The sequence below is a fragment of the Sphingomonas sp. GW821-FHT04B01 genome (genome assembly GCF_059420425.1).
The window spans coordinates 364772-385761 of sequence record NZ_JBWKTR010000004.1 but is presented as its reverse complement, the minus strand read 5'-3'; the positions used below and the strand labels follow the sequence as shown (position 1 = coordinate 385761).

The 20990-nt window shown below is 65.1% G+C and carries 25 protein-coding genes and 1 pseudogene; 24 read left to right on the top strand and 2 right to left on the bottom strand.

The annotated features are described in order from the left end of the window. Positions 1 to 135 precede the first annotated feature (135 nt). From AC07UH_RS12955 to AC07UH_RS12875, 17 genes are all read left to right on the top strand, one after another. Positions 136 to 972, top strand: coding sequence for a GPO family capsid scaffolding protein (locus tag AC07UH_RS12955; RefSeq protein WP_495180757.1), 837 nt, complete (start codon positions 136 to 138; stop codon positions 970 to 972). Between the two features lie 52 nt (positions 973 to 1024). Further along, positions 1025 to 2077, top strand: coding sequence for a phage major capsid protein, P2 family (locus AC07UH_RS12950; RefSeq protein WP_495180756.1), 1053 nt, complete (start codon positions 1025 to 1027; stop codon positions 2075 to 2077). A 158-nt stretch (positions 2078 to 2235) separates the two neighbouring features. Continuing rightward, complete coding sequence (gene gpM / locus AC07UH_RS12945; protein ID WP_495180755.1) at positions 2236 to 3051, top strand: phage terminase small subunit; 816 nt, start codon at positions 2236 to 2238, stop codon at positions 3049 to 3051. Between the two features lie 119 nt (positions 3052 to 3170). Then, positions 3171 to 3398: a hypothetical protein gene (locus AC07UH_RS12940; RefSeq protein ID WP_495180754.1), complete on the top strand. Its 228-nt coding sequence runs from the start codon at positions 3171 to 3173 to the stop codon at positions 3396 to 3398. After that, positions 3395 to 3877 carry a head completion/stabilization protein gene (locus AC07UH_RS12935; protein WP_495180753.1) on the top strand — a complete coding sequence of 161 codons (483 nt, stop codon included), beginning with the start codon at positions 3395 to 3397 and terminating at the stop codon, positions 3875 to 3877. Before AC07UH_RS12940 ends, AC07UH_RS12935 begins: the two co-directional genes overlap by 4 nt. Next, positions 3877 to 4095: a tail protein X gene (locus AC07UH_RS12930; RefSeq protein WP_495180752.1), complete on the top strand. Its 219-nt coding sequence runs from the start codon at positions 3877 to 3879 to the stop codon at positions 4093 to 4095. Before AC07UH_RS12935 ends, AC07UH_RS12930 begins: the two co-directional genes overlap by 1 nt. A gap of 2 nt (positions 4096 to 4097) precedes the next feature. After that, on the top strand, positions 4098 to 4460 hold the full coding sequence (locus AC07UH_RS12925; RefSeq protein ID WP_495180751.1) for a hypothetical protein: 363 nt from the start codon (positions 4098 to 4100) through the stop codon (positions 4458 to 4460). Further along, positions 4457 to 4996 carry a glycoside hydrolase family protein gene (locus AC07UH_RS12920; RefSeq protein ID WP_495180750.1) on the top strand — a complete coding sequence of 180 codons (540 nt, stop codon included), beginning with the start codon at positions 4457 to 4459 and terminating at the stop codon, positions 4994 to 4996. Before AC07UH_RS12925 ends, AC07UH_RS12920 begins: the two co-directional genes overlap by 4 nt. Further along, a complete protein-coding gene (locus tag AC07UH_RS12915) occupies positions 4993 to 5469 on the top strand; it encodes a hypothetical protein (protein ID WP_495180749.1) in 477 nt (158 codons plus the stop codon). The genes AC07UH_RS12920 and AC07UH_RS12915 overlap by 4 nt, the downstream gene beginning before the upstream one ends. Positions 5470 to 5503: 34 nt before the next feature. Further along, complete coding sequence (locus AC07UH_RS12910) at positions 5504 to 5719, top strand: hypothetical protein (RefSeq protein WP_495180748.1); 216 nt, start codon at positions 5504 to 5506, stop codon at positions 5717 to 5719. Continuing rightward, positions 5716 to 6210 (top strand): phage tail protein, encoded by a 495-nt coding sequence (locus AC07UH_RS12905; protein WP_495180747.1) that lies wholly within the window; start codon positions 5716 to 5718, stop codon positions 6208 to 6210. Before AC07UH_RS12910 ends, AC07UH_RS12905 begins: the two co-directional genes overlap by 4 nt. Then, positions 6207 to 6878 carry a phage virion morphogenesis protein gene (locus tag AC07UH_RS12900; RefSeq protein ID WP_495180746.1) on the top strand — a complete coding sequence of 224 codons (672 nt, stop codon included), beginning with the start codon at positions 6207 to 6209 and terminating at the stop codon, positions 6876 to 6878. Before AC07UH_RS12905 ends, AC07UH_RS12900 begins: the two co-directional genes overlap by 4 nt. Positions 6879 to 6938: 60 nt before the next feature. Beyond that, entirely contained in the window at positions 6939 to 8738 is a 1800-nt protein-coding gene (locus AC07UH_RS12895; RefSeq protein WP_495180745.1) for an AAA family ATPase, read from the top strand. A gap of 98 nt (positions 8739 to 8836) precedes the next feature. Next, positions 8837 to 9736 carry a baseplate assembly protein gene (locus AC07UH_RS12890; RefSeq protein ID WP_495180744.1) on the top strand — a complete coding sequence of 300 codons (900 nt, stop codon included), beginning with the start codon at positions 8837 to 8839 and terminating at the stop codon, positions 9734 to 9736. Beyond that, positions 9733 to 10269, top strand: coding sequence for a phage tail protein I (locus tag AC07UH_RS12885; RefSeq protein ID WP_495180743.1), 537 nt, complete (start codon positions 9733 to 9735; stop codon positions 10267 to 10269). The genes AC07UH_RS12890 and AC07UH_RS12885 overlap by 4 nt, the downstream gene beginning before the upstream one ends. Before the next feature lie 12 nt (positions 10270 to 10281). Continuing rightward, positions 10282 to 12582, top strand: coding sequence for a hypothetical protein (locus tag AC07UH_RS12880; protein WP_495180742.1), 2301 nt, complete (start codon positions 10282 to 10284; stop codon positions 12580 to 12582). A gap of 24 nt (positions 12583 to 12606) precedes the next feature. Then, positions 12607 to 12864 carry a hypothetical protein gene (locus AC07UH_RS12875; RefSeq protein WP_495180741.1) on the top strand — a complete coding sequence of 86 codons (258 nt, stop codon included), beginning with the start codon at positions 12607 to 12609 and terminating at the stop codon, positions 12862 to 12864. A 327-nt stretch (positions 12865 to 13191) separates the two neighbouring features. Here the strand turns inward: AC07UH_RS12875 and AC07UH_RS12870 are convergent, their stop codons facing one another. Beyond that, complete coding sequence (locus tag AC07UH_RS12870) at positions 13192 to 13911, bottom strand: hypothetical protein (protein WP_495180740.1); 720 nt, start codon at positions 13909 to 13911, stop codon at positions 13192 to 13194. Between the two features lie 12 nt (positions 13912 to 13923). Continuing rightward, on the bottom strand, positions 13924 to 14643 hold the full coding sequence (locus AC07UH_RS12865; protein WP_495180739.1) for a P-loop NTPase fold protein: 720 nt from the start codon (positions 14641 to 14643) through the stop codon (positions 13924 to 13926). A 407-nt stretch (positions 14644 to 15050) separates the two neighbouring features. On the opposite strand from AC07UH_RS12865, the gene AC07UH_RS12860 reads away from it, so the two are divergent. The 7 genes and pseudogenes from AC07UH_RS12860 (at position 15051) to AC07UH_RS12830 (ending at position 20989) form a co-directional block, all read left to right on the top strand. Then, entirely contained in the window at positions 15051 to 15488 is a 438-nt protein-coding gene (locus AC07UH_RS12860; RefSeq protein ID WP_495180780.1) for a phage baseplate assembly protein V, read from the top strand. Next, entirely contained in the window at positions 15485 to 15856 is a 372-nt protein-coding gene (locus tag AC07UH_RS12855) for a GPW/gp25 family protein (protein WP_495180737.1), read from the top strand. Before AC07UH_RS12860 ends, AC07UH_RS12855 begins: the two co-directional genes overlap by 4 nt. A gap of 10 nt (positions 15857 to 15866) precedes the next feature. Next, entirely contained in the window at positions 15867 to 17036 is a 1170-nt protein-coding gene (locus AC07UH_RS12850; protein WP_495180736.1) for a phage tail sheath subtilisin-like domain-containing protein, read from the top strand. Positions 17037 to 17077: 41 nt separating this feature from the next. Beyond that, positions 17078 to 17583 (top strand): annotated as a pseudogene (locus AC07UH_RS12845) (phage major tail tube protein). 88 nt (positions 17584 to 17671) lie between these two features. Then, complete coding sequence (locus AC07UH_RS12840) at positions 17672 to 18016, top strand: phage tail assembly protein (RefSeq protein ID WP_495180735.1); 345 nt, start codon at positions 17672 to 17674, stop codon at positions 18014 to 18016. Positions 18017 to 18024: 8 nt separating this feature from the next. Further along, entirely contained in the window at positions 18025 to 18141 is a 117-nt protein-coding gene (locus tag AC07UH_RS12835) for a GpE family phage tail protein (RefSeq protein WP_495180734.1), read from the top strand. Positions 18142 to 18145: 4 nt separating this feature from the next. After that, positions 18146 to 20989 (top strand): phage tail tape measure protein, encoded by a 2844-nt coding sequence (locus AC07UH_RS12830; protein WP_495180733.1) that lies wholly within the window; start codon positions 18146 to 18148, stop codon positions 20987 to 20989. Position 20990: the final 1 nt, after the last annotated feature.

Here is a 20990-nt window from a genome sequence, read left to right as displayed (position 1 = left end):
CCGGAGCCTCCGGCCTTGTAGAGAGGGTTTCTACAAGGCGGCGCGCTTGAGATGCGACCCCGCTTCGGTCCCTGTTCTGGCCTTCGATGCGGCGCCGCGCCGCCAGCCAGATTTCGAACCGAGGACCGCAGCGCCATGGGCACCAAGAGCAAGTTCTTCCGCGCTTTCTTCGCAGGTCAGACGATCAGCGACGGCCGCGTGATCACGCCCGAGATGATCAGCGACATCGTCGCGACCTTCAACACCGACAGCTACACGCCGCGGATCAACATCGAGCACATCTCGGGCTACAGCCCCGAGCCGCCGTTCAACGGCTATGGCAGCGTGATCGCCGTCAAGCAGCAGACCGACGACATCACGATCGCCGGCAAGACCGAGAAGCGCGAGGCGCTCTACTGTCAGGTCGACGGCAACGACCAGCTCGTCGCGCTCGCCGCCAAGGACCAGAAGCCGTTCCCGTCGGTCGAGCTGACCGACAGCTATGCCGGCACCGGCAAGGTCGGCATGCTCGCCCTTGCCTTCACCGACAATCCCGCCAGCATCGCGACGCAGGCGCTCAAATTCTCGCGCAGCGGCCCCGGCACCGTCCTCGCCCATGGCGATACGCCGGTCGGACTCGAGTTCGAGGCGGCGCCTGCCGATCCCGCCAAGGTCGAAAGCGCCATCGCGGGATTCTTCTCCGCGCTCACCGCCAAGTTCAAGGCACCGGAGGCCGAAAAGCCGAAGGATGAGCCGAAGCCCAAGGCCGCAAACGACAATTTCGATGTCGCGGCGTTCACCAGCGAACTGCAAGCCGCGGTCAGCGGCTCGATCGCCGCGGCACTCTTGCCGGTGACGCAGGCGCAAAGCGCCATGCAGACCGAGTTCGCCACGCTCAAGACCAGACTCGAAACGACCGAGGCGCCGAACGGCTTCTCGCGCGCGCCCCATGCGGGCGGATCGGTCGATGCGAAGTTCGCCACCGACTGCTGATCCGCAGCCCCGACACCCGCAGTCCCTCGCCTATCATCACCGGGAATTTCGCATGCAGACCGCCACCCGCCTCCTGTTCAACAATTACGTCGGCACGCTCGCCCAGCTCAACGGCCTCCATTCCTCGCTGACCGTCATCCCCGGCGAGCTGAAGCAGTTCGCCGTCGCCCCGGTGATCGAGCAGCGGTTGCAGGCCAAGCTCCAGCTGACGAGCGACTTCATGAGCCGCATCAACGTCATCCCCGTCGCCGCCCAGCAGGGCGACCGCGTCGGCGTCGGCGTCGGCCGTTCGCTCGCCAGCCGCACCGACACCGCCGCAGGCCACCGCCGCAACCCGACCGATCCGACCGCCAGCGACAAGATCGACCAGTATTTCTGCAAGAAGACCGATTACGATTATGCGTGGGGCTACACGCTGCTCGACGCATGGGCGCACCGGCCCGAGTTCCAGCAGCTCGTCCGCGACGCGGTGCTCGTCCAGAAGGCCGAGGACGTCATCACCATCGGCTTCAACGGCGTGGATGCGGCCGCCGAAACCGACCGTACCAAGTTCGCGCTGCTGCAGGACGTCAATTGGGGCTGGCTCTACAAGATGCGCACCTATGCGCCGGCGCGCGTCATGAGCCGCGGCACCAAGGACGCCAACAAGGTCTACGTTTCCGACACCGGCACCGCCGATTACGTCAACCTCGACGCGCTGGTGTTCGATGCGATCGGCAACCTGATCCACGAACGCTACCGCACCGCGACCGACCTCGTCGTGATCGTCGGCTCGGACCTCGTCCAGGAGAAGTATTTCAAGATCGTCAGCGCAGCCGGCAACAAGGCGACCGAGCAGGTGGCGCGCGACGTCATCCTGTCGAGCCGCCAGCTGGGCGGCAAGCCGACGATGCAGGTGCCGTTCTTCCCGGCCAATGCGATCCTCATCACCAGCCTGAAGAACCTGTCCTACTATTGGCAGATCGGTTCGGCCCGCCGCGCGGTGACCGACGAGCCGCAGTTCGACCGGGTCGCCAACTACGAGAGCATCAACGACGCTTTCATGGTCGAGGATTACGGCAAGGCCTGCCTGATCGAGAACATCCAGCTCGGGCCGAAGGTCTAACCGACCCTCCGCCCCACCAGCTGCCCGCCCTCTCGCCTTCGGACACGATCATGAGCCCTGCTCGCCTTCATCGGGAACGCCTCGCTGCCACGGCAGTCAGGCCTGACCCGTCCACGATCGTCACCGGCGACGGGGGCGGGCGACCCGCCATCCCTGCGATGACCCCGGCGCTGGAGCATCGCCTCTCCACCGCCATCGCCGCCACCGCCACCGCCGGGCAAAGCGATGCCGATGTCCAGCTCGCGACCGGCGTCGATCCTGCGGTTGCACAGATCATGCTGCGCCTCACCCACGACCTGCGCCGGCTGAAGGAAATCCAGTCGATCGAGCTGAAGGTTGCTGCCAAGCGCACGATGCTGCCCGAATATCGCGAATGGTGCGACCTGCGCCTTGCCGCAGGCGCCGCGATCGAGGGGAACGATCTACCCGCCTCCGGCGCCGACGACGTGCTGCCGACGATCATGATCTGGGCGATCGACACCGGCGACTGGCCCCGCGCGCTCGAACTCGCCGGGCACGTCCTCCGTTTCGACGTCCCGCTCCCTGCCCGCTACCAGCGCGCCGCGGCGCCGCTGATTGCCGAGGAGTTCGCCACCGCGGTGCTCAAGATGCAGGGCCGCGGCGAAAGCTTCCCGCTCGACGTGCTCGAACAGGTCGATGCGCTGACCGCGCACGCCGACATGCACGACGAGATCCGCGCCAAGCTCATGAAGGCGATCGGCTTCGAACTCGCCCGCGTCGCCGACGAACAGGAGTCCGGCTCCCCCGAGCATCTCGCCGCGATCGGCAAGGCGCTCCAGCCGTTGCAGCGCGCGCAGGACCTGCACGTGCGCGTCGGCGCCAAGGATCGGATCAAGCGGCTGCAGCGCGCGCTCGCCAGCGCCGCCAAGGATCGCGCCGCGGGCGCCGCGGCCGACAAACAGGCCGCGCTGGCCGCGGCACAGGAACAGGCCGGCACCCCGCTGGCCGCATAACTCGCCCCCCGGCGCTCGGGGGCAGATCGCGCGAGACGGGAGGGCCTTCGGGCTGCGGGCCGTCGATCGACCCGATCTCCACCTCCGTAAACCGGGCGGGCGACGAACAGGACATGCCGATGCTCGCCACCCTTCTCTATCTTGCGATCGGCGCCCTCGCCCTCGCCGCGCTTGGTGTCGGCATCGTGGCCGCGCTGGGCGGTGCCGTCTGTGCGGCGCTCGCCGGCCCGGATAGCACCCCGATCGCGCTCCCCGCCCGCCCCACCGCGATCGTCACCGCGCTATGCGGAGTCCTGCTCTTCATCGTCGCGGCCGATTATCTCTGCCACCTGACGGAGGCGTTGTGAGCGGCTTCAGCTGCCCTCCCCTGCTGGCGCCGGCGCCCGCCGCGCCCGCCGAGGCGGTGATAACCAACGATGGCTGGTATCCCGACGTCGATCCGGCCGCGGCTCGCGCCGCGCTGCGCGTGAAGGATGGCGTCACGCCCGAACGTCTGCGCCGCGCGCTGATCGGCGCGATCGTCACCGTCGGCAATCAGCTGGGCGATTGGCAGCGGGCTCAGCGCGCCGCGGGCCATGCCAGCCTCGGCAAGGTGCCATCGCCGATGCTCGACGGCCGCAGCCGTCTGGTGCTGCTCTACGAGCGCGCGGTGGGCGCCTATGCCAAGGCCGAGCTGGTCGAGGCGTATCGCGACGTCGACCTGACCGGCGCCGGCCAGCGCAAGGTCGAGGATGCCGAGCCGTCGATCGGCGAGCTGCGTCGCGACGCGGTCCACGCCATCCGCGACATTCTCAGCGTCGACCGCAGCACGATCGAGCTGATCTGATGGCCGACGACATCCTCGTTTCCCGACAGGGCGACACGCTCGACGAACTGATTTGGCGCGAGCGCTCACTCGGCGCGGCCGACATCGCGCGCGTCCTCTCATCCAATCCCGGCATCGCCGATCTCGGCCCGGTGCTGCCGATCGGAACGCGAGTCACCGTACCCGCCAGCGCCAAGCCGGCCGCGACCGTGCTCCCCCTCATCCAGCTTTGGGACTGACCATGGACAAGCTCCTGCATGAGGTCGGCAACGCGCTCCTCGCCTTCCTGATCTCGCTATGCCCGGCCGCGCTCGGCGCCAGCGTCAGCCTCGCCTACGAAACCGGTCTGACCTGGGGACGCCGCGTCACCCAGCTCTGGGTCGGAATCGTCGTCAGCTATTTCGCCACCAACGCCATCGCCGCGCTTTCGCCGTGGGGGCCGCTCGACCCGTTCGTGCGGCAGGCGATCGGCTTCGTCGTCGGCATGATCGCTTTCAAGGCGACGCCCCGGTTCATGGCCAGTTGCGTCGAGGCGATCGCCGATCTGCCGGCGTCGGCTCGCGAGCTGATCCCCTTCCTCCGCAAAAAGAAGGACGCCGCATGACCTACGATCGCGCCAAGCTCGAAGCCGAGCTCATTCGCGACGAAGCCGAATGCCTGAAGGTCTATCGCTGCACCGCCGGCAAGCAGACGATCGGCGTCGGCCGCAACCTCGACGCACCGCGCGGCGACGGCTGCCTCGGCATCTCCGCGGCCGAAAGCAGGGCGCTTGGCATCACCCGCGCCGACTGCCTCGCCCGCGGCATCGACCGCGCCCAGAGCCGCGCGCTGCTGGCCAACGACATCGCCGGCGTCGAGCGCGATCTCGACGCGCAACTGCCGTGGTGGCGCAAGGTCGATGGCGTCCGCCAGCGCGTGATCCTTAACATGTGCTTCAACATGGGGATCGGCCGGCGCGCGGCGGGCAAGCTGCCGGCAAAGGGCCTGTTGCAGTTCGAGAACGGCACCCTGCGCGCGATGCGCGAGGGCCGCTACGCCGATGCGGTCGCGGGCATGAAGGCATCGCTGTGGCATCGGCAGGTCGGCAATCGCGCGGTGCGTCTGGAAGCCATGATGGCCACCGGAAAGGAACCGGCATGAAACTCCTGTTGTCCGCCCTCTGGTCGCGCCTGCGCGGCGAGGCATCCTTCATCGTGCTCGCGGTCGTCGCCGGCGTCGGCGCGTGGCTCTACGTCCAGTTCCAGCAGGTCCGCGCCGAGCGCGACCGACTGCAGCATTGGGCGGAAGTCATCTGCGCGGCCAGCGGCGCGACGTTCGCCGGCGACCGATCGGCGAAGCCTGGTCAGCTGTGCGCCCTGCGCGTCGCCGGCCTCGCCAGCTTCAAGGCGAACGCTGACCAGCAGACCGCGCAGCTGCTCGCCACCGCGCTTGCCGAGCACGATGCCCGCCAATCCGCCGACACCAACGCCGCCCGCGCCGCTGCCGATGCAGCCCGCGACGCCGCCCACGCCATGGAGGCAGCCGATGCCAAAGCCGAACGCACGAACCTCGTCGATGCTGACTGGTTTGCTTCTCTCAACCGCCTTGCCGGCGTGCGCGCTGCCGCCCGTTAGACACGTCGAGGTCGAAAAGCCGGTCCCCGTAGCCGTGCCTGTCACCGACACCCCGCCCGCCGAGCTGCTCCGCTGCGCCGAGCGCCCCGAGGGCGTGCCGGAGGACAAAACGCTGATCGCACAGATCCCGACCAGGGCGCGCGCCGGCATCATCCGCATGGCGCGCGCGCTCGGCGCCAACGCCGACCAGCTCGACCGGTTGGTCAACTGGAACAGCCCCGGCGCCTGTCCGAAGGGCGGGGCCCAGTGAAAAAGCCGGAATCGTTGCGCAAGGTGCTGGAGGCCTTCGTGCCGGCGCTCGCCGCAGATCCTGCCAAGCTGTCGCTGTTCGTCGACAAAGGCCGGATCTCGGCGCGCGCCGGTTCGCTCAATCTCGAATATCGCTACACGCTCAACGTCGTCGTGCAGGATTTCGCTGGCGATCCCGACATGATCATGGTGCCGGTGCTCGCGTGGATCGCGCAGCACCAGCCCGACCTACTACAACGCGCCGATGCCGAGCCGTTCCGTTTCGAGTCCGAACTCCTCGACGCCGACACGTCGGACGTCTCGATCTACATCGAGCTGGACGAAGCGGTGCGGGTGACTGCCAAGGATGGCGGCGGCTTCACCGCGTTACGCGACGATGCGCCCGCCGACGCCGACAGCTTCGGGATCGGCTGCGTCCCGCTCTGGCAGATCTTCCTCAACGGCGACCTCGCCGCCCGGACCAGCGACCCGCGCTTCACCGCCGGCAAATGAGCGAGGATTTCTCCGAGATCGAGCGGGTTGCCGGCGCACTGCTGCGCCAGCTTGCGCCGGCCGCGCGCCGCTCGCTGTTGCGCCGGATGGCGCGCGAGATCCGCGTCACGCAATCGGCGCGCATCGGCCGGCAGCAGGCGCCCGATGGGCAGCCCTATGCGCCGCGGCGGAAAAAGAAGGAGCCAAAGCCCGGCGCCTATGCGGTCTGCTTCCTCTACCCCAAGGGCGACGCCAATCCCCGCGTCGTGTTCATGAAGAGCTGGGTCCGACAGGGCAAGTTGATGACCGGCTTCGACATCGAGGCCGGCGGCATCCGCAGCTTCTTCTGGGACAAGGTCGATCGCTGGCTGCCGATCGAGGCAGGCGAACAGAACGCCAGCGCCGGCAAGTTCCGCCGCAAGGGCAAGATCCGGCAGCATGCCATGTTCCGCAAGCTACGCAACGGGCGGTTCCTGCGCGCAGATGCCACCGATCACGAGGCGTGGATCGGCTTTGCCGGCCGCGCGGCGGCGATTGCTATTGTAAATCAGGAAGGCGGGATGGATCGGCCGACCCTTAGGGCCAAACCTGTCCGATATGCGCGACGACAGCTCGTAGGTCTAAGCATAACCGAGCGCCGTCATGCCCTTGATTTGTTGCTAGACACGATTGCGCCATCAAGTCACTGACAAAACGCAATATTCTGAATTAGGCTGGATGTTTAACTGCACGGCGACTCTTGATCGTTCATGCCGCTTTACGTCATCGTGGCACGATCGATCAGCGACCCCACCTTTTCAAAACCGAACAGAGAAACACAAATGATTGTTAAGTGGATAAAGATCACCGGCCATCCGGGCATTGGAGACGTAGATCTAAATTTTATGGACGAAAGCGGGCACGCCTTTAATACAGTCGTTATTGCGGGCGGGAATGGTACAGGCAAAAGTTCGATTCTGGAGACTCTATATGACACAATGAGCCTTCAGCCCGGCGCAAACATCGGACCTATAACCGCAGGAATCAGCTTTTCTCCTCGCGATGAACCTACCTTAAGGAGAATATTCGAAAACGCTGGATCCTCAGGTGATGCTGTACCCAATTGCAGCGAATTCGAATTGTCTTGGTCAAAAGACGTTTCAATATGGGAAGCAGTTCACCTTAGTTATCTCGCCTCTGACGGCGTCCGAACGTCAATTCAAGCTAATATCGGATCAGATGACTGGAAGACGCTCGGGGGAGCGTTCTATTCTGAAGCCAGCGTAAGTTTTAATGCACCCATTCCTCAATCGGTGACTAGTCGCAGCATTGATAATCCCACAATCAGATCGGCGCGAAGCGGCGATGACCTAGCGGCCTCGATAGCCCAGCTAATTGTAGATATTCGCTCCGCCGACAACGAGGATCTAGCTAATTGGGTCCGCTTAAACCCGGATGAGGTACCGCCAGCTTCCGTAAAGGACATACGGTTTAAACGCTTCGAAAACGCTTTCGATTTTATGTTTCCGTCGAAACGTTTCAAGCACATCCAACAACATAATGGTTTAATTATCAAGTTCGAGGAAAACGGACGTGAAAGCAGCCTATCCCAGTTGAGCACGGGCGAAAAGCAGATCGTGTTTAGAGCTGGCTTTCTTCTTGCCAACTTGTCTACCGCTCAGCATAGCGTAATTCTTATAGACGAGCCAGAACTTAGCCTGCATCCTGAGTGGCAAAGTCGAATTGTCGGTTTTTATGAAACAATTCTGCGCTCTCAGGACGCGTCACCACAAATATTTATAGCAACACATTCGCCATTTATCGTTCATGGATCGATTGGCGCAAAAACGGTGATATTAGAAAAGGACAACAATACTGGTATTATTTCACAAATGCCGGAACCAAAATATCCCATGTTCAAAGCACAAGAGGCTGTGCAGGCATTTAATATAGATACATTTCTTTCCGATCAGAAAAAGCCTATGCTTATACTCGTAGAAGGTCGAACAGACGTAGAAATCATAACCAATGCATGGCGGAAGCTGCGACCAAATAAGGCCAGACCCTTTGAAGCTAGGGACCTGCTTGGATCAAAAAACATCAATCAGCTTCTCAGAGAAGGGTCTTTCCTAAACAAAATAATAGACCAACCGGTATATGCGATATTCGACTTTGACGACGCCTACAACCAATGGAACGGTTTGTGGCCTCGCGAACCTATACTGAGAAGTTTACAAGAAGGAATGGTTAGGCGCCACCCGACCAAGCTTGCATACGCAGGAATTTTACCGGTTCCAGCATTCCGCTCTGATCTCGCTAGCCTGCAAATTGCTGGAAACTCTGCTCTATCGATAGAAATGATGTTTGAAGATAAATTTCACCTGCCTAACATGGTAAGCCACATTCCGCTGATTAAAGGTCAGACTCGACCAGTTGTTGATAAAAGCAAAAAAGTCGCCTTTGCTCAGGCCTCTGCAAATTTTGAGTCGTTAGCTTTTGCGCACTTTGAGCCCTTGCTTGTCAATATCGAAAAAATATTGAATAATTCTATGAAAGAAGAATTTATATAGAAATTTGGCGAAACGACTTAGATACGTAAGCCATGTAGAGACCCACTGTACAAGAAGCACCGCTAGTTTCGGCTGGATAATTAGCATCACACGGTCCCATGGCCGAATATGCGACCTTCACCGCCGTGGATCTCTCACGTCTGCCCGCGCCGTCGGTGATCGAGGCGCTGTCGTTCGAGACGATCTACGGCGAGATGCTCGCCAGCCTGCGCGCGATGGTGCCGACCTTCGACGCGACGATCGAGAGCGATCCCGCGGTCAAAATCCTTCAGGCCGCCGCCTATCGCGAGCTGCTGCTGCGCGCCCGCGTCAACGACGCTGCCCGCGCCGTCATGCCCGCCTATGCCGTCGGCGCGGATCTCGACCAGCTCGCCGCGCGGATGGGGGTTGCCCGCCTGCTCATCACCCCCGCCAACCCCCGGACCGGTGCAGCAGCGGTCTACGAAAGCGACGACGACTTCCGGCGCCGCCTCGTGCTCGCGCCGGAGGGCTATTCGGTCGCCGGGCCGGAGGGCGCCTACATCTTCCACGCGCTGTCCGCCGCCTCCGACGTGCTCGACGCCAGCGCCACCAGCCCGGCTGCGGGCGAGGTCCTGGTCACCGTGCTGTCGCGCACCGCGCCCGGCACCGCCAGCGCGGATTTGCTCGCCGCCGTGCTCGCCTATGTGTCGGCGGAGAAGCGCCGGCCACTGACCGATCACGTCAGCGTCCAGTCGGCCAGCATCGTCAACTATCGGGTCGCGGCCACCGTCCGCACCTTCGCCGGCCCGGATGGCTCGATCGTAATCAAGGAGGCCCGCACCCGGCTCGCCGCCTATGTGGCCGGCAGTCATCGCCTCGGCCGTGACATCACCCGCTCGGGGATCTTCGCCGCGCTGCATGTCGAGGGCGTCCAGAACGTCAGCCTCACCCAGCCTGCCACCGACATCGTCATCAGCCGGACGCAGGCGCCGTGGTGCACCGCGATCGACGTGACCCATGCGGGCATCGGCGAATGACGCTGCTGCCGCCCAATGCGACGGCGTTCGAGCGCGCCATTGAGGCGGCCACCGCCCGCGTCGGCGACGTGCCGGTGCCGCTGCGCGACCTGTGGAACCCGGCCACCTGCCCGCTGCCGCTGCTGCCCTATCTCGCATGGGCGCTGTCGATCGACAGCTGGTCGAGCGATTGGCCCGAGATGGTCAAGCGCAAGCGCGTCGCCGCGGCGCTCCAGATCCAGCGCAGCAAGGGCACCGCCGAGGCGGTCCGGACCGTCGTCGAGAGCTTCGGCGGTGCCGTCGCGTTGCGCGAATGGTGGCAGACCACGCCGCGCGGAGCGCCCCACACCTTCGAGCTCGTAGTCTCACTGGATGGACTGGTCGGGTCCGAGCAGACTGCCGCCTTCGCCGACGCCGTCATTGCCGAAGTCCACCGCGCCAAGCCGGTGCGGTCGGTCTTCACCTTCAGCCAGGCGCTCACCGCGCGCGGGGATCTCGGCGTCATCGCCGCAGGCCGTCCGGCAGTGTTCGCCCGCCTCGCGCTCGCCGCCTGATCAGGAGTTTCCATGGCGCTGCAATTCGTCATCACCAACGCCGGCCGCGCCGCCATGGTCAACCCCGCCGGCGGCACCAAGGCAGTGCAGATCGTCTCGGTCGGCGTCAGCCCCACCGCCGTCGCCCCGGATGCCGCCGCGGTCGCGCTGCCCGGCGAGGTCAAGCGGATCACGACGATCGCCGGCGATGCCGTCGCCGCGGACATCCTCCACCTCATCGTGCGCGACGAGAGCGATCAGACCTATTCGGTGCGCTCGTTCGCGCTCTATCTCGCCGATGGCACGCTGTTCGGCATCTACGGTCAGGCCGGGGTCATCGTCGAGAAGTCGGCAGGCGCGGTCTTCCTGCTCGCGGTGGATCTGACGCTGGTCAACGTGCCGGCCGCGAACATCACCTTCGGCTCGACGAACTTCCTCAACCCGCCGGCGACCGTCGATCGCGCCGGCGTCGTCGAGCTGGCCACCGATGCCGAGGCTGCGGCCCTCGCCGACGCGATGCGCGCGCTGACGCCGAAGGCGATGGCGACGATCTTCACCGCGGCGAACATCCTCGCCCGCCTGCTGACCGTGGACGGCGCCGGTTCGGGCCTCGACGCGGATCTGCTCGACGGCCGGCACGGTGCCGAGTTCGCCCTGCTGACCGGCGCGACCTTCACCGGCGCACTCGCCGCGGCAACGCTGGAAAGCGGCGCGTATCTGCGCGCGCTGGGATCGACCCCGCCGGCGACGGGGCGCGGGCTGGAGCTGCTCTACACCAACACCACCGGCATCGTGCAGGCGTACAATCGCGGCACCAACACGCTCGGCGACCTATTCTACGGCAGCGCCATCGCGCTCACCGCCCCGGTCGCGATCAACGGCACGCTCAACGTCTCGGGCGCGATCACGCGCGCCGGCAACAAGGTCTGGGATCAGGCGAACGATGGTGCCGGGTCGGGCCTCGACGCGGATCTGCTCGACGGGCGCGACGCGCGGGAGTTCGCGCTTCTCACTGGCGCGACCTTCACCGGCGCGCTCGCCGCCTCCTCGCTGGAGAGCGGGACCTATCTCCGCGCCATGGGGTCGACCCCGCCGGCGGGCGGTCGCGGCCTCGAGCTGCTCTACACCAACACCACCGGCATCATTCAGGCGTACAACCGCGGCACCGACACGCTCGGTGACCTGCTGTTCTACGGCAGCGCCATCGCCATGACGGCGCCGGTGGCAATCAACGGCACGCTCAGCGTGGCCGGTACGATCCTGCGCGGCGGTAACCGAGTCTGGGATCAGGGCAACGACGGCGCCGGCTCCGGCCTCGACGCCGACCTGCTCGACGGGCGCGAGGCGGCGGAGTTCGCGCTGCTGGCGGGCGCCACCTATACCGGCAAGGTCCGCGCCCCGATCCTCGAAAGCGCCAACTATATCCGCGCGGAGGGCACCGGCATCCCGCAGGGTGGCGCCGGAACCGAGCTGCTGTACGGTAACACCACCGGCTATTTGCAGGTCTACGATCGCGCGGCCAACGTGTTTCGCGACCTCGTCCTGTACGGGTCGAACATCAAGCTGGAGCCGCAGGGCGGCACGGTCGGCGTTTCCAGCCCCATGAACGTGAATGGCGCCCTGAGCCGCGCCGGCAACAAGGTGATGGACGTCGGCAACGATGGTGCGGGATCGGGCTTCGACGCCGATCTGCTCGACGGCCGTGAGTCGACGGACTTCGCGCTGCTCGCCGGCGGCACCTTCACCGGCGCGACCGGCCACGCCGGTGCCCGCGTCCAGGGCGCGGCAGCGTTCGGCTCGGGGGTCGGCCTCGAACTGCTTTACAGCGGCGGCAATGGCATCCTCCAGCCGTATGACCGGACCAACGGCGCGTTCAAGGATCTCGTCCTCTACGGCGTCAACATCAGCATCAATCCCGTCGGCGGGGCGGTCGGCGTCGGCGGGGCGATGAACGTCGGGGGAGCGCTCACCCGCGGCGGCAACAAGGTCATGGACGTCGGCAACGACGGCGCCGGATCGGGCTTCGACGCCGATCTGCTCGATGGCCACGAGGGCAGCGAATACGACCGGGTGGTCGCGTACAGCTCCGCCACGAACGGCTATCGCGTCCTCGCCGACGGCACCAAGGAATGCTGGGGCGTCGTCGATGTCGCTTCGGGCGCTGCAGTCGATGTGCAGCTGCCCGTCGCGCATACCGCATGGTGCGTACCGATCGGCTCCGGCGCCGGCCCGATCGGCGTCCGCAGCGTCAACGGCGCGCCGCCCACCAGCTTCACCGTCCGCAACAGCTCCGGCGAGGCCCTCACCTTCCGCTGGCACAGCCGCGGCGTCTGATCCGTCCACGAGGAGAACACGACCATGAAGACCAAGATCGGCAAATACGACCCCGCGACCCGCACGGTCCCCGTCACTTTTACCGAAGGCGAGACGGTTCATCAGCGCAGCGTTAACGCCTGTCACGACGACAGCGGCACCTACGATCCATCGGCAACCCGCGACCGGGTCGCCGACGTCGCGCGCGGCGTCGCGGTCAAGATCGGCCTCGGCGTCATCGTCAACCTGCCCGAGGCCGACGAACCGGCCACCGACCCCGCCATCACCCTGCCCACCTCCTGATCGGTCGGGACAATCGCGCCGAGCTGGCACCCGCATCAGCCGGCGCGATTGCGACGCGCTCCACCTAGCGATGCTACCATGGGAGACTGCTATGCGGGCGCCATAACGAACTTCGACCCAGCGAGTCCGACGGGACGATCAAGGCTGGCAAGTTCAGCATCCCTGCCCGCTTCATTGCAGGTATTGACGGCAACGGCGATCTGCAGCTCGCCATCCCGTCAAGCTGTGACGACATCTCTTTCATATCCAATCAAGATATGATGGAGCCCCCTGTAGCGTTTGTTTTGAAAGGGCACTCTGCAAACCCTAGGCTTCAGACAGTATCGTTTACTTGAAATGCGCTACCAATCGAAGTAACTTCTCGTAACTCCGAGGATGGCCTACGGAACCATCGGCCAATCCATCAAGTTCGTATTCGGCCACGGTCATGATTACGCTGCCTTGATGGCTAACGTCGTACGCCTCTCTAAGTTTAACTATTGATAGTTTAAGTGCTTCATCATAATCATCGGCGACTTCATTGAGATTTTTATAATAGTATTGCCTTATTTCAGAGTTGTAGAAAGCAAAATTCCAAGACGGAAAATTAACGGACCTCGCCAAATATTTACGTCCCCGAACGAAATTACAGACTAATGGCATTAGATAGGGGATATGAAGCTGAATATCACCCGTTATAGCCAAGCAAGTCTCCAGCACATCGACAACAGCAAACGCGCTGCGCGCGTTCATGTCAAATGCAGTGAAATACATCGATAAAAGCGTATGAAGCTGCACACGTGATGCTCGCTCGCCTTCTCGAATTTGTACACTTGGCGCGACGAGCCGCCGGGTATCAAGACCGCGCGCGGAGATGAGTGCTGCGAGGAGCGGTTCCACCTCAACGGAGCGCAGCGTGTAGCGGCGGGTGATAAAGCGCAGCAGGTATGCGGCGCCGTCAAATTGGCTGCCGTATGCAGCCGAGACGGAGTGAGCGAGCGCTTCACCATGCATACCGAGAACAAATGCGACGCCTTCCACGTCGAAGAGGTGTTTGACCTCCTCCAACAGTTTGATTGCCTAGGTGGGACGGCAGCGATCCAACTCATCAATTACTATAACAATAGGGGCTGGATAAATATTATCTTTACCCAAGTGCTCTACAATGGCCCTAAGCGCCGCCTTCATACCGTTTACGGCAGCCTTTCCTTCTTGAAAACGCGCAATTCGTTGCTCCATGCTACCGCTGACGATGGTAGCCATGCCATTAGACACATCATTAACAAGGTTGTTCGCCGAGTCTTTCAACACGTCCTTGCCCAAGTCTTTAGTGAGCTCGGTTGGCTTACCAACAACCTCGCTGACCGCCTCAGCTCCGCTCTCCATGATGAGCAGCGATGCGGCCCGCTTGAGAAGCCCGGTCGCAACGAGGCGCGTGACTGCTCCAGCCTTAGCCTTGAAGTTGTCGATCCTTCGCCGGAGTTCCTCAGACTTGTCAGCATATGGGCTGAGCGCGGCATCGAGCGTGGCGGCTAGCGCCACAAGAGGCTCGTCCTCCAAGTCATCAGTCCAAGCATCCACGAACGCGACCGGATGGGAATGTGCCATATGGCGGGCGAAGCGTCGCAGGAAATAGCTCTTACCCTCACCATACGGCGCATCGACAGCTAGGACGTAGGCATGGCCATCCTCCCTCAGGGAGGGGCGCATCGCGACCGTCTCGAGATAACCGATCAGCTGCGCGGATTCCTCCTGCCGGCCAAAGAGGTCACCCGCCCAAATTTCCGCGACTGTTTCCACTAACCAATCCTCTGCTTCATGCGCGAGACCAACACGTCAGCAGCGGAAGCGCGCGCCGCAATCTACTATCAACATCAGTGGCTTCCAGAAATTATCAACGGGCAGGCAGTCTCTGGATGGCCGCAACTGGTTTGTTTTGAGACGATCTTGGTTCGGCCTAGCCACAGGCACTTCACGCACACGCTTACTGCCCAAGTGCCTCGCCCCTTGTAGAAACCCTCTCTACAGGGTCCGGACCGCGCCGAACCCGCCACCCCGCGTCAATGTCGCCCGTCATGAGCGACCTTTCCGATCCTCGCCGCGTGATCGGCAACATCATCCAGCTTGGCACAATCGAAGCCGTCGATTTGGCCGAGGCGACCTGCCGCGTCCGCGTCGGCGAAACCGTCACCGGCGACGTCTGCTGAATCGTCCAGCGCGCCGGCAAGACGCGGACGTGGTCGCCGCCCAGCGTCGGCGAGCAATGCCTCCTGATCTGCCCCGAGGGCGACACCGACGGCGCCCTCGCGCTGCTCGGGCTTTTCTCCGACGCCAACCCCGCGCCTTCGGATAAGGCGATCGACCTGATCCGCTTCGACGACGGCGCGCTCGTCTCCTACGATACAGCTACGCATTTGCTCGTCGCGCAGCTTCCCGCCGGCGGCAGGGTGCAGATCGATGCGCCGGGTGGGGTGAAGATCACCGGCCCCGTCGAGATCGTCGGCCCGGTAAAGGTCACCGGCGATGTCGGCATCACCGGCAAGGCCGAGGCCAGCGATGACGTCATCGGCGGGGGCAAAAGCCTCAAGAGCCACAAGCACTCCGGCGTGACCGCCGGCGGGGGCGTGTCGGGTGCGCCGCAATGATCGGCATGAACGCCGCCACCGGCAAGCCGCTCGCCGGCATCGAGCATCTCGAACAGTCGGTGGGCGACATCCTGTCGACTCCGATCGGCAGCCGTATCGGCCGGCGCGATTACGGCTCGCTGCTCCCCGAGCTGGTCGACCAGCCAATGAACGCGCTCGGCCGCATGCGGCTGATGGCGGCGACCGCGCTGGCGATCATGCGCTGGGAACCGCGCCTCAAGCTGTCCGCCGTAGTCATCCATCAAACCGGCCCCGCCGCCTTCGCCGCGGTGCTCGAAGGCCAGCGCACCGACGTGTCCGGTCCGAACGCCCGCGCCCGCCTCTCCATCCCCCTGCCGCGCTCCGGCAGCCTCACCGCCAACGCCTGAAGGAACGTCCATGCACGGCATCACCATCACCGAAGCGACCAACGGCGCCCGCTCGCTGGTCACGGTCGCCACCGCGGTCATCGGCCTCGTCGCCACCGCGACGGCGCCGGCCGGCGCCGCCACCGCCGCGCTCGACGCGGCCTTCCCGCTCAATCGCCCCGCGCTGGTGACCGACCTCCCCGCAGCGATCGGCGTCGCCGGCACGGGCGGCACCCTCGCGCCGGCACTGCGCGCGATCGCCGATCAGGCCAAGACGCCCGTCATCGTCGTGCGAGTCGCCGCCGGGGCGGATGCCGCCGCCACCAGCGCCAACGTCATCGACGCCACGGTGAACGGCCTCAAGACCGGCCTGCAAGCGCTGCTCGCCGCGGAGGCGCAGCTCGGCGTCAGGCCCCGCATCCTCGGCGTCCCCGGCCTCGACACCCAGGCGGTGACCGCGGCGCTCGCCGTCGTTGCCCGGAAGCTGCGTGGCTTCGCTTATGCCAGCGCGATCGGCGCCGACGTCACCGCCGCCACCGCCTATCGCGCCAATTTCTCGGCGCGCGAGCTGATGCTCGTCTATCCCGACTTCCTCTATTTCGACACCAGTGCCGCGGCGAACGCGACCAGCTTCGCCGTCGCCCGCGCGCTCGGACTGCGCGCGCGCATCGATCAGGAGCAGGGGTTCCACAAGACGCTGTCGAATGTGCCTGTCGAGGGCGTGGTCGGCCTGACCAAGGACATCCAGTTCGACGTGCAGGATCCCGGCTGCGAAGCCATGCTGCTCAACGACAAGCAGGTGACCGCCCTGATCCGCGCGGGCGGCGGCTTCCGCTTCTGGGGCAACCGCACCTGCGATGACGTGACGTCGCCGTTCTCGTTCGAGAGCGCCACCCGTACGGCGCAGGTGCTGCTCGATACCATTGCCGGCGGCATGATGTGGGCGATCGACAAGCCGCTGCGCCCCAGCCTCGCCAAGGACATCGTCGAAACGATCAACGGCAGCCTGCGCGGGCTGGTCAGCGCCGGCCGGCTCATCGGCGGCAAGGCGTGGTTCGACGCCGAGAAGAACCCGCAGGCCACGCTCGCCGCGGGCAAACTGGCGATCGACTACGACTTCACCCCCGTGCCGCCGCTGGAGCAGCTCTCGCTGACCCAGAAGATCACCGACACGTATCTGGCCGACTTCACCGTCGGGTGATCGCCCGCACCCGCCCCCTTCCCGTTTTCTGGAGCTGACCGATGGCCCTTCCCCGCAAACTCAAGACCATGAACCTGTTCAACGAGGGCCAGAGCTATCTCGCCGAGGTGCAATCGGTGAAGATGCCGAAGCTCGCCCGCAAGATGGAGGACTATCGGGGCGGCGGCATGGACGGCACCGTCAAGTACGACATGGGTGCCGAGCGATGGAGATGGAATGGACGCTCGGCGGTCCCGACCGCACCGTCATCCGCCAGTTTGGGCGGCCCGGTCTTGCCGGCACATTCCTGCGCTTCGTCGGTGCCTATCAGAACGATCAGACCGGTGTGTACGACACGATCGAGATCACCGTCCGCGGCCGGCACGAGGAGATCGACCGCGGCGACGCCAAGATGGGCGATGCCGGTGATTGCAAGGTCAAGACGCAGTGCGTCTACTACCGCGAGGAGTGGAACGGCCGCGTCGAGGTCGAGATCGACGTCCTCAACATGATCCACATCGTCGACGGCGTCGACATCCTCGCGGAGCAGCGCGCCGCCATCCTTTGACCGGCACCCCCGCCATGGGGGTGCCACGTCGCCCGCGCCGGCAACGCCAACTGCACGATCACCCCAGCCTCAACGCGAGTAAATTCACATGACCGACACTTCCATCACCGCCCTCGCCGCCGCCTCGGCCGCGACCGCCCCCTCGATCGCCACAATCACGCTCGACTTTCCGTTCCGGCGAGGCGACCAGACCATCGACAAGGTGCAGGTGCGCCGCCCCCGGTCGGGCGAGCTGCGCGGCCTCAACATTACCGATCTCGTGCAGATGAACGTCGCCGCGACCACGACGCTGCTGCCGCGCATCACCATGCCGCCGCTCACCCCGCAGGAGGTCGCCGATCTCGACCCCGCCGACTTCACGCAGTTCGGTATGGAGATCACTGATTTTTTGCTGCCGAAAGCCGCGAAGGGGGAGGAATTCCCGCAAGCGTAGACGAGGCGATGGCGGATCTTGCCATCGTCTTCCACTGGCCCCCCGATGCCATGGCCGCCATGGGTTTGCCGGAACTCATGGGGTGGCACGAGAAGGCGCTCAAGCGACACAACCCGGAGTCATGACCCCATGGATCGCGATCTACGCATCCGCATGCTGCTCGAAGCGACCGATCGCGTAACCCGCCCGCTGCGCGACATCGCCGGCGGCAGCCGCGCCGCTACCGCCGCTATCGGCCAGATCCGGCAGCGACTGGAGCAGCTCAGGCGTACCAGCGGCGACATCGACGCCTTCCGCAAGCTCAAGACGGAAATGCGCGGGTCGGAGACTGCAATGCAGCAGGCACAAACCCGCGTCGCCGCCCTCGCCCGCCAGATGCAGGCGACGGCCAATCCCAGCCGCCAGCTCGCCCGCGAGTTTGAAAAGGCCAGGCGCGAAGCGGCAGCGCTTCGCGACGAGCACGAACGGCAGAGCCAATCTTTGCAACAGATCCGCGACCGCCTCCGCGCGGCCGGCGTGGGCACCGCCGATCTGGCGCGGCACGAACGCGACCTGCGCACTGCGATCGAGCGCACCAACCGCGAGCTGACCGAACAGACCGAGGGCCTGACCCGCGCCGATGCGCGTGCGCGGCGCTTCGCAGCGGCGCGGGAGGGCTTCGGCCGCGTGCAGGGCATGGCCACCGGCCTCGCCGCGGGCGGCGCCGCCAGCCTCGGCATCGGCATGACGCTCGGGCGCCAGTTCGTCGGCAGCGTCGGCGATGCACAGAAGTTCGAATCGGTGATGACCGATATCGCCCAGAAGGCGAACCTGTCGCGTGCGCAGGCGGCGGGCATGGGGCGCGAGTTGCTCGCAGCGTCCCGTGCCGCCAACCAGCTCCCCGGCGCCCTGCAGGAGGGCGTCGACACTTTGTCGGGCTTTGGCCTCGATCCTCGGCAGGCAGTGGCGATGATGAAGCCAATCGGTCGCGCGGCCACCGCCTACAAGGCGGAGATCGCCGATTTGTCGGCCGCGGCCTTCGCCGCGAACGATAACCTGAAGGTGCCGATCCAGCAGACCGGCCGCGTCATCGACGTCATGGCCGAGGCGGGCAAGCAGGGCGCATTCGAGATCAAGGACATGGCCGGCGCGTTCCCGGCGCTCACCGCCGGCTATCAGGCCTTGGGGCAAACCGGCGTCGGCGCCGTCGCGGATCTCGCGGCCGCGTTGCAGATTGCGCGCAAGGGAGCCGGCGACAGCGCGACAGCGGCCAATAACGTCGCCAACATCATACAGAAGATCAGCTCACCCGCCACGATCAAGGCGTTCGACAAGATGGGCATCAACCTGCCGAATGCGCTGAAAAAGGCGTATGCGGAGGGCAAGACGCCGCTCGAAGCGATTGCCGAGCTGACCCGCAAGGCGACCGGCGGGGATCTCGGCAAGATCGGCTTCCTGTTCGAGGATGCGCAGGTGCAGCAGGGCCTGCGCCCGCTGATCCAGAACATGGAGGAATACCGCCGCATCCGCGCTGCCGCGGCGGGTGCGAGCGGCACCACTGACCGCGACTTCGCCGAGCGACTGAAGGATTCGGCCGAACGAAGCAAACAGCTGAAGATCCAGGCGACCGCGCTTGGGATCAGCCTCGGCACCGTGCTGTTGCCCGCCGTAAACGCGATCGTCTCACGCGCCAGCGCCTTTGCGCAAGGCTTGGCCAACCTGTCGCAACGCCACCCGCTGCTGACCAAGATCGTCGTGCTCGGCGCTGCCGCGCTCACCGCGCTGTTCATCGTTCTTGGTGCTGGCACGATCGTGCTGGCCGCGTTCATGGGGCCGATCGCGGTCGTCAACGCCGGACTGATCGCCATGGGGGTCGCTGGCGGCATCGCAGAGATCGGGCTGCTGCCGATCATCGGCGTCGTGCTCGCCGTCGTCGCCGCGGTCGCGCTGCTCGCCGCGGGAGCGACGCTGATCTACCGGAATTGGGGTGAGATTTCGGGCTTCTTCTCCAACCTGTGGGCAGGGATCGAGACGCGCTTCACCGCCGCGACCGGGGCGATCACCGGCCTGTTCCGGGGCATGTGGAGCGGGATCAAGGCGATCTTCTCGCTCAGCCTGCTCGATATCTATCAGTCGCTTGCCTATTTCACCGGCTATGCGCTCGGCGCGCTGTTCCGCTTCGGCTCCGCCGCCTTCGCATGGCTGAGCGGCACCCTGCCGGGGCTCTTGGCATCCGGATTCAGCGGAGCATGGACGACGTTCACGACGGCGATCGTCGCCTCAGTATCGTGGCTGACGACGCGCTTCCCGGCGATGCTGGCGAACGGCTGGAGCGTGGCATGGGCCGCGTTCAAGGGGGCGATGCGCGCGGCGTTCGTCACCTTGCCGGCGATGTTCTTCGACTTCGGCAGCATGATCATTCAGGGGCTGTGGAACGGCATCAAGAGCGCGCCCGCCCGCCTGTGGAACGCCGGCAAGACGCTCGCGCACTCGCTGGCAGGCGGCTTCCGCAAGGGCGCCGATATCCATTCGCCCAGCCGCGTCTTTGCCGAGCTGGGCGGACACATCATCGGCGGGCTCAACGTCGGCCTCGATCGCGGCCACGCCGGCGCGGTGGGGCGCATTGCCCGGCTGACCCGCAACATGGCGGCAGCCGCAGCGTTCCCGGCCGCGGCGACCGGGCTGCTGGCGGCGCCGAGCTTCGCAGCGGCGGAAACCGTATCTGCCAAGGCGCGCGACGTGAAGATCGTCACCGCGCGGGCAGCGCCGCCAACCGCCCGAGCCGGCGCAGGCGCCGCGGCCGGCGGAGCGGCAGCCGGATCGAGCGTGCCGCAGGCAGCGCCCACCTACCATATCGAGATTCACGCCGGGCCGGGCATGGACGAACAGGCGCTGGCGCGGGCAGTCGTCGCCGAACTCGACCGCCGCGAGCGCGATGCCGGCGCGCGGCGCCGCGCCAGCTTCCGTGACGATCCCGATGGAGCCGACCTGTGAG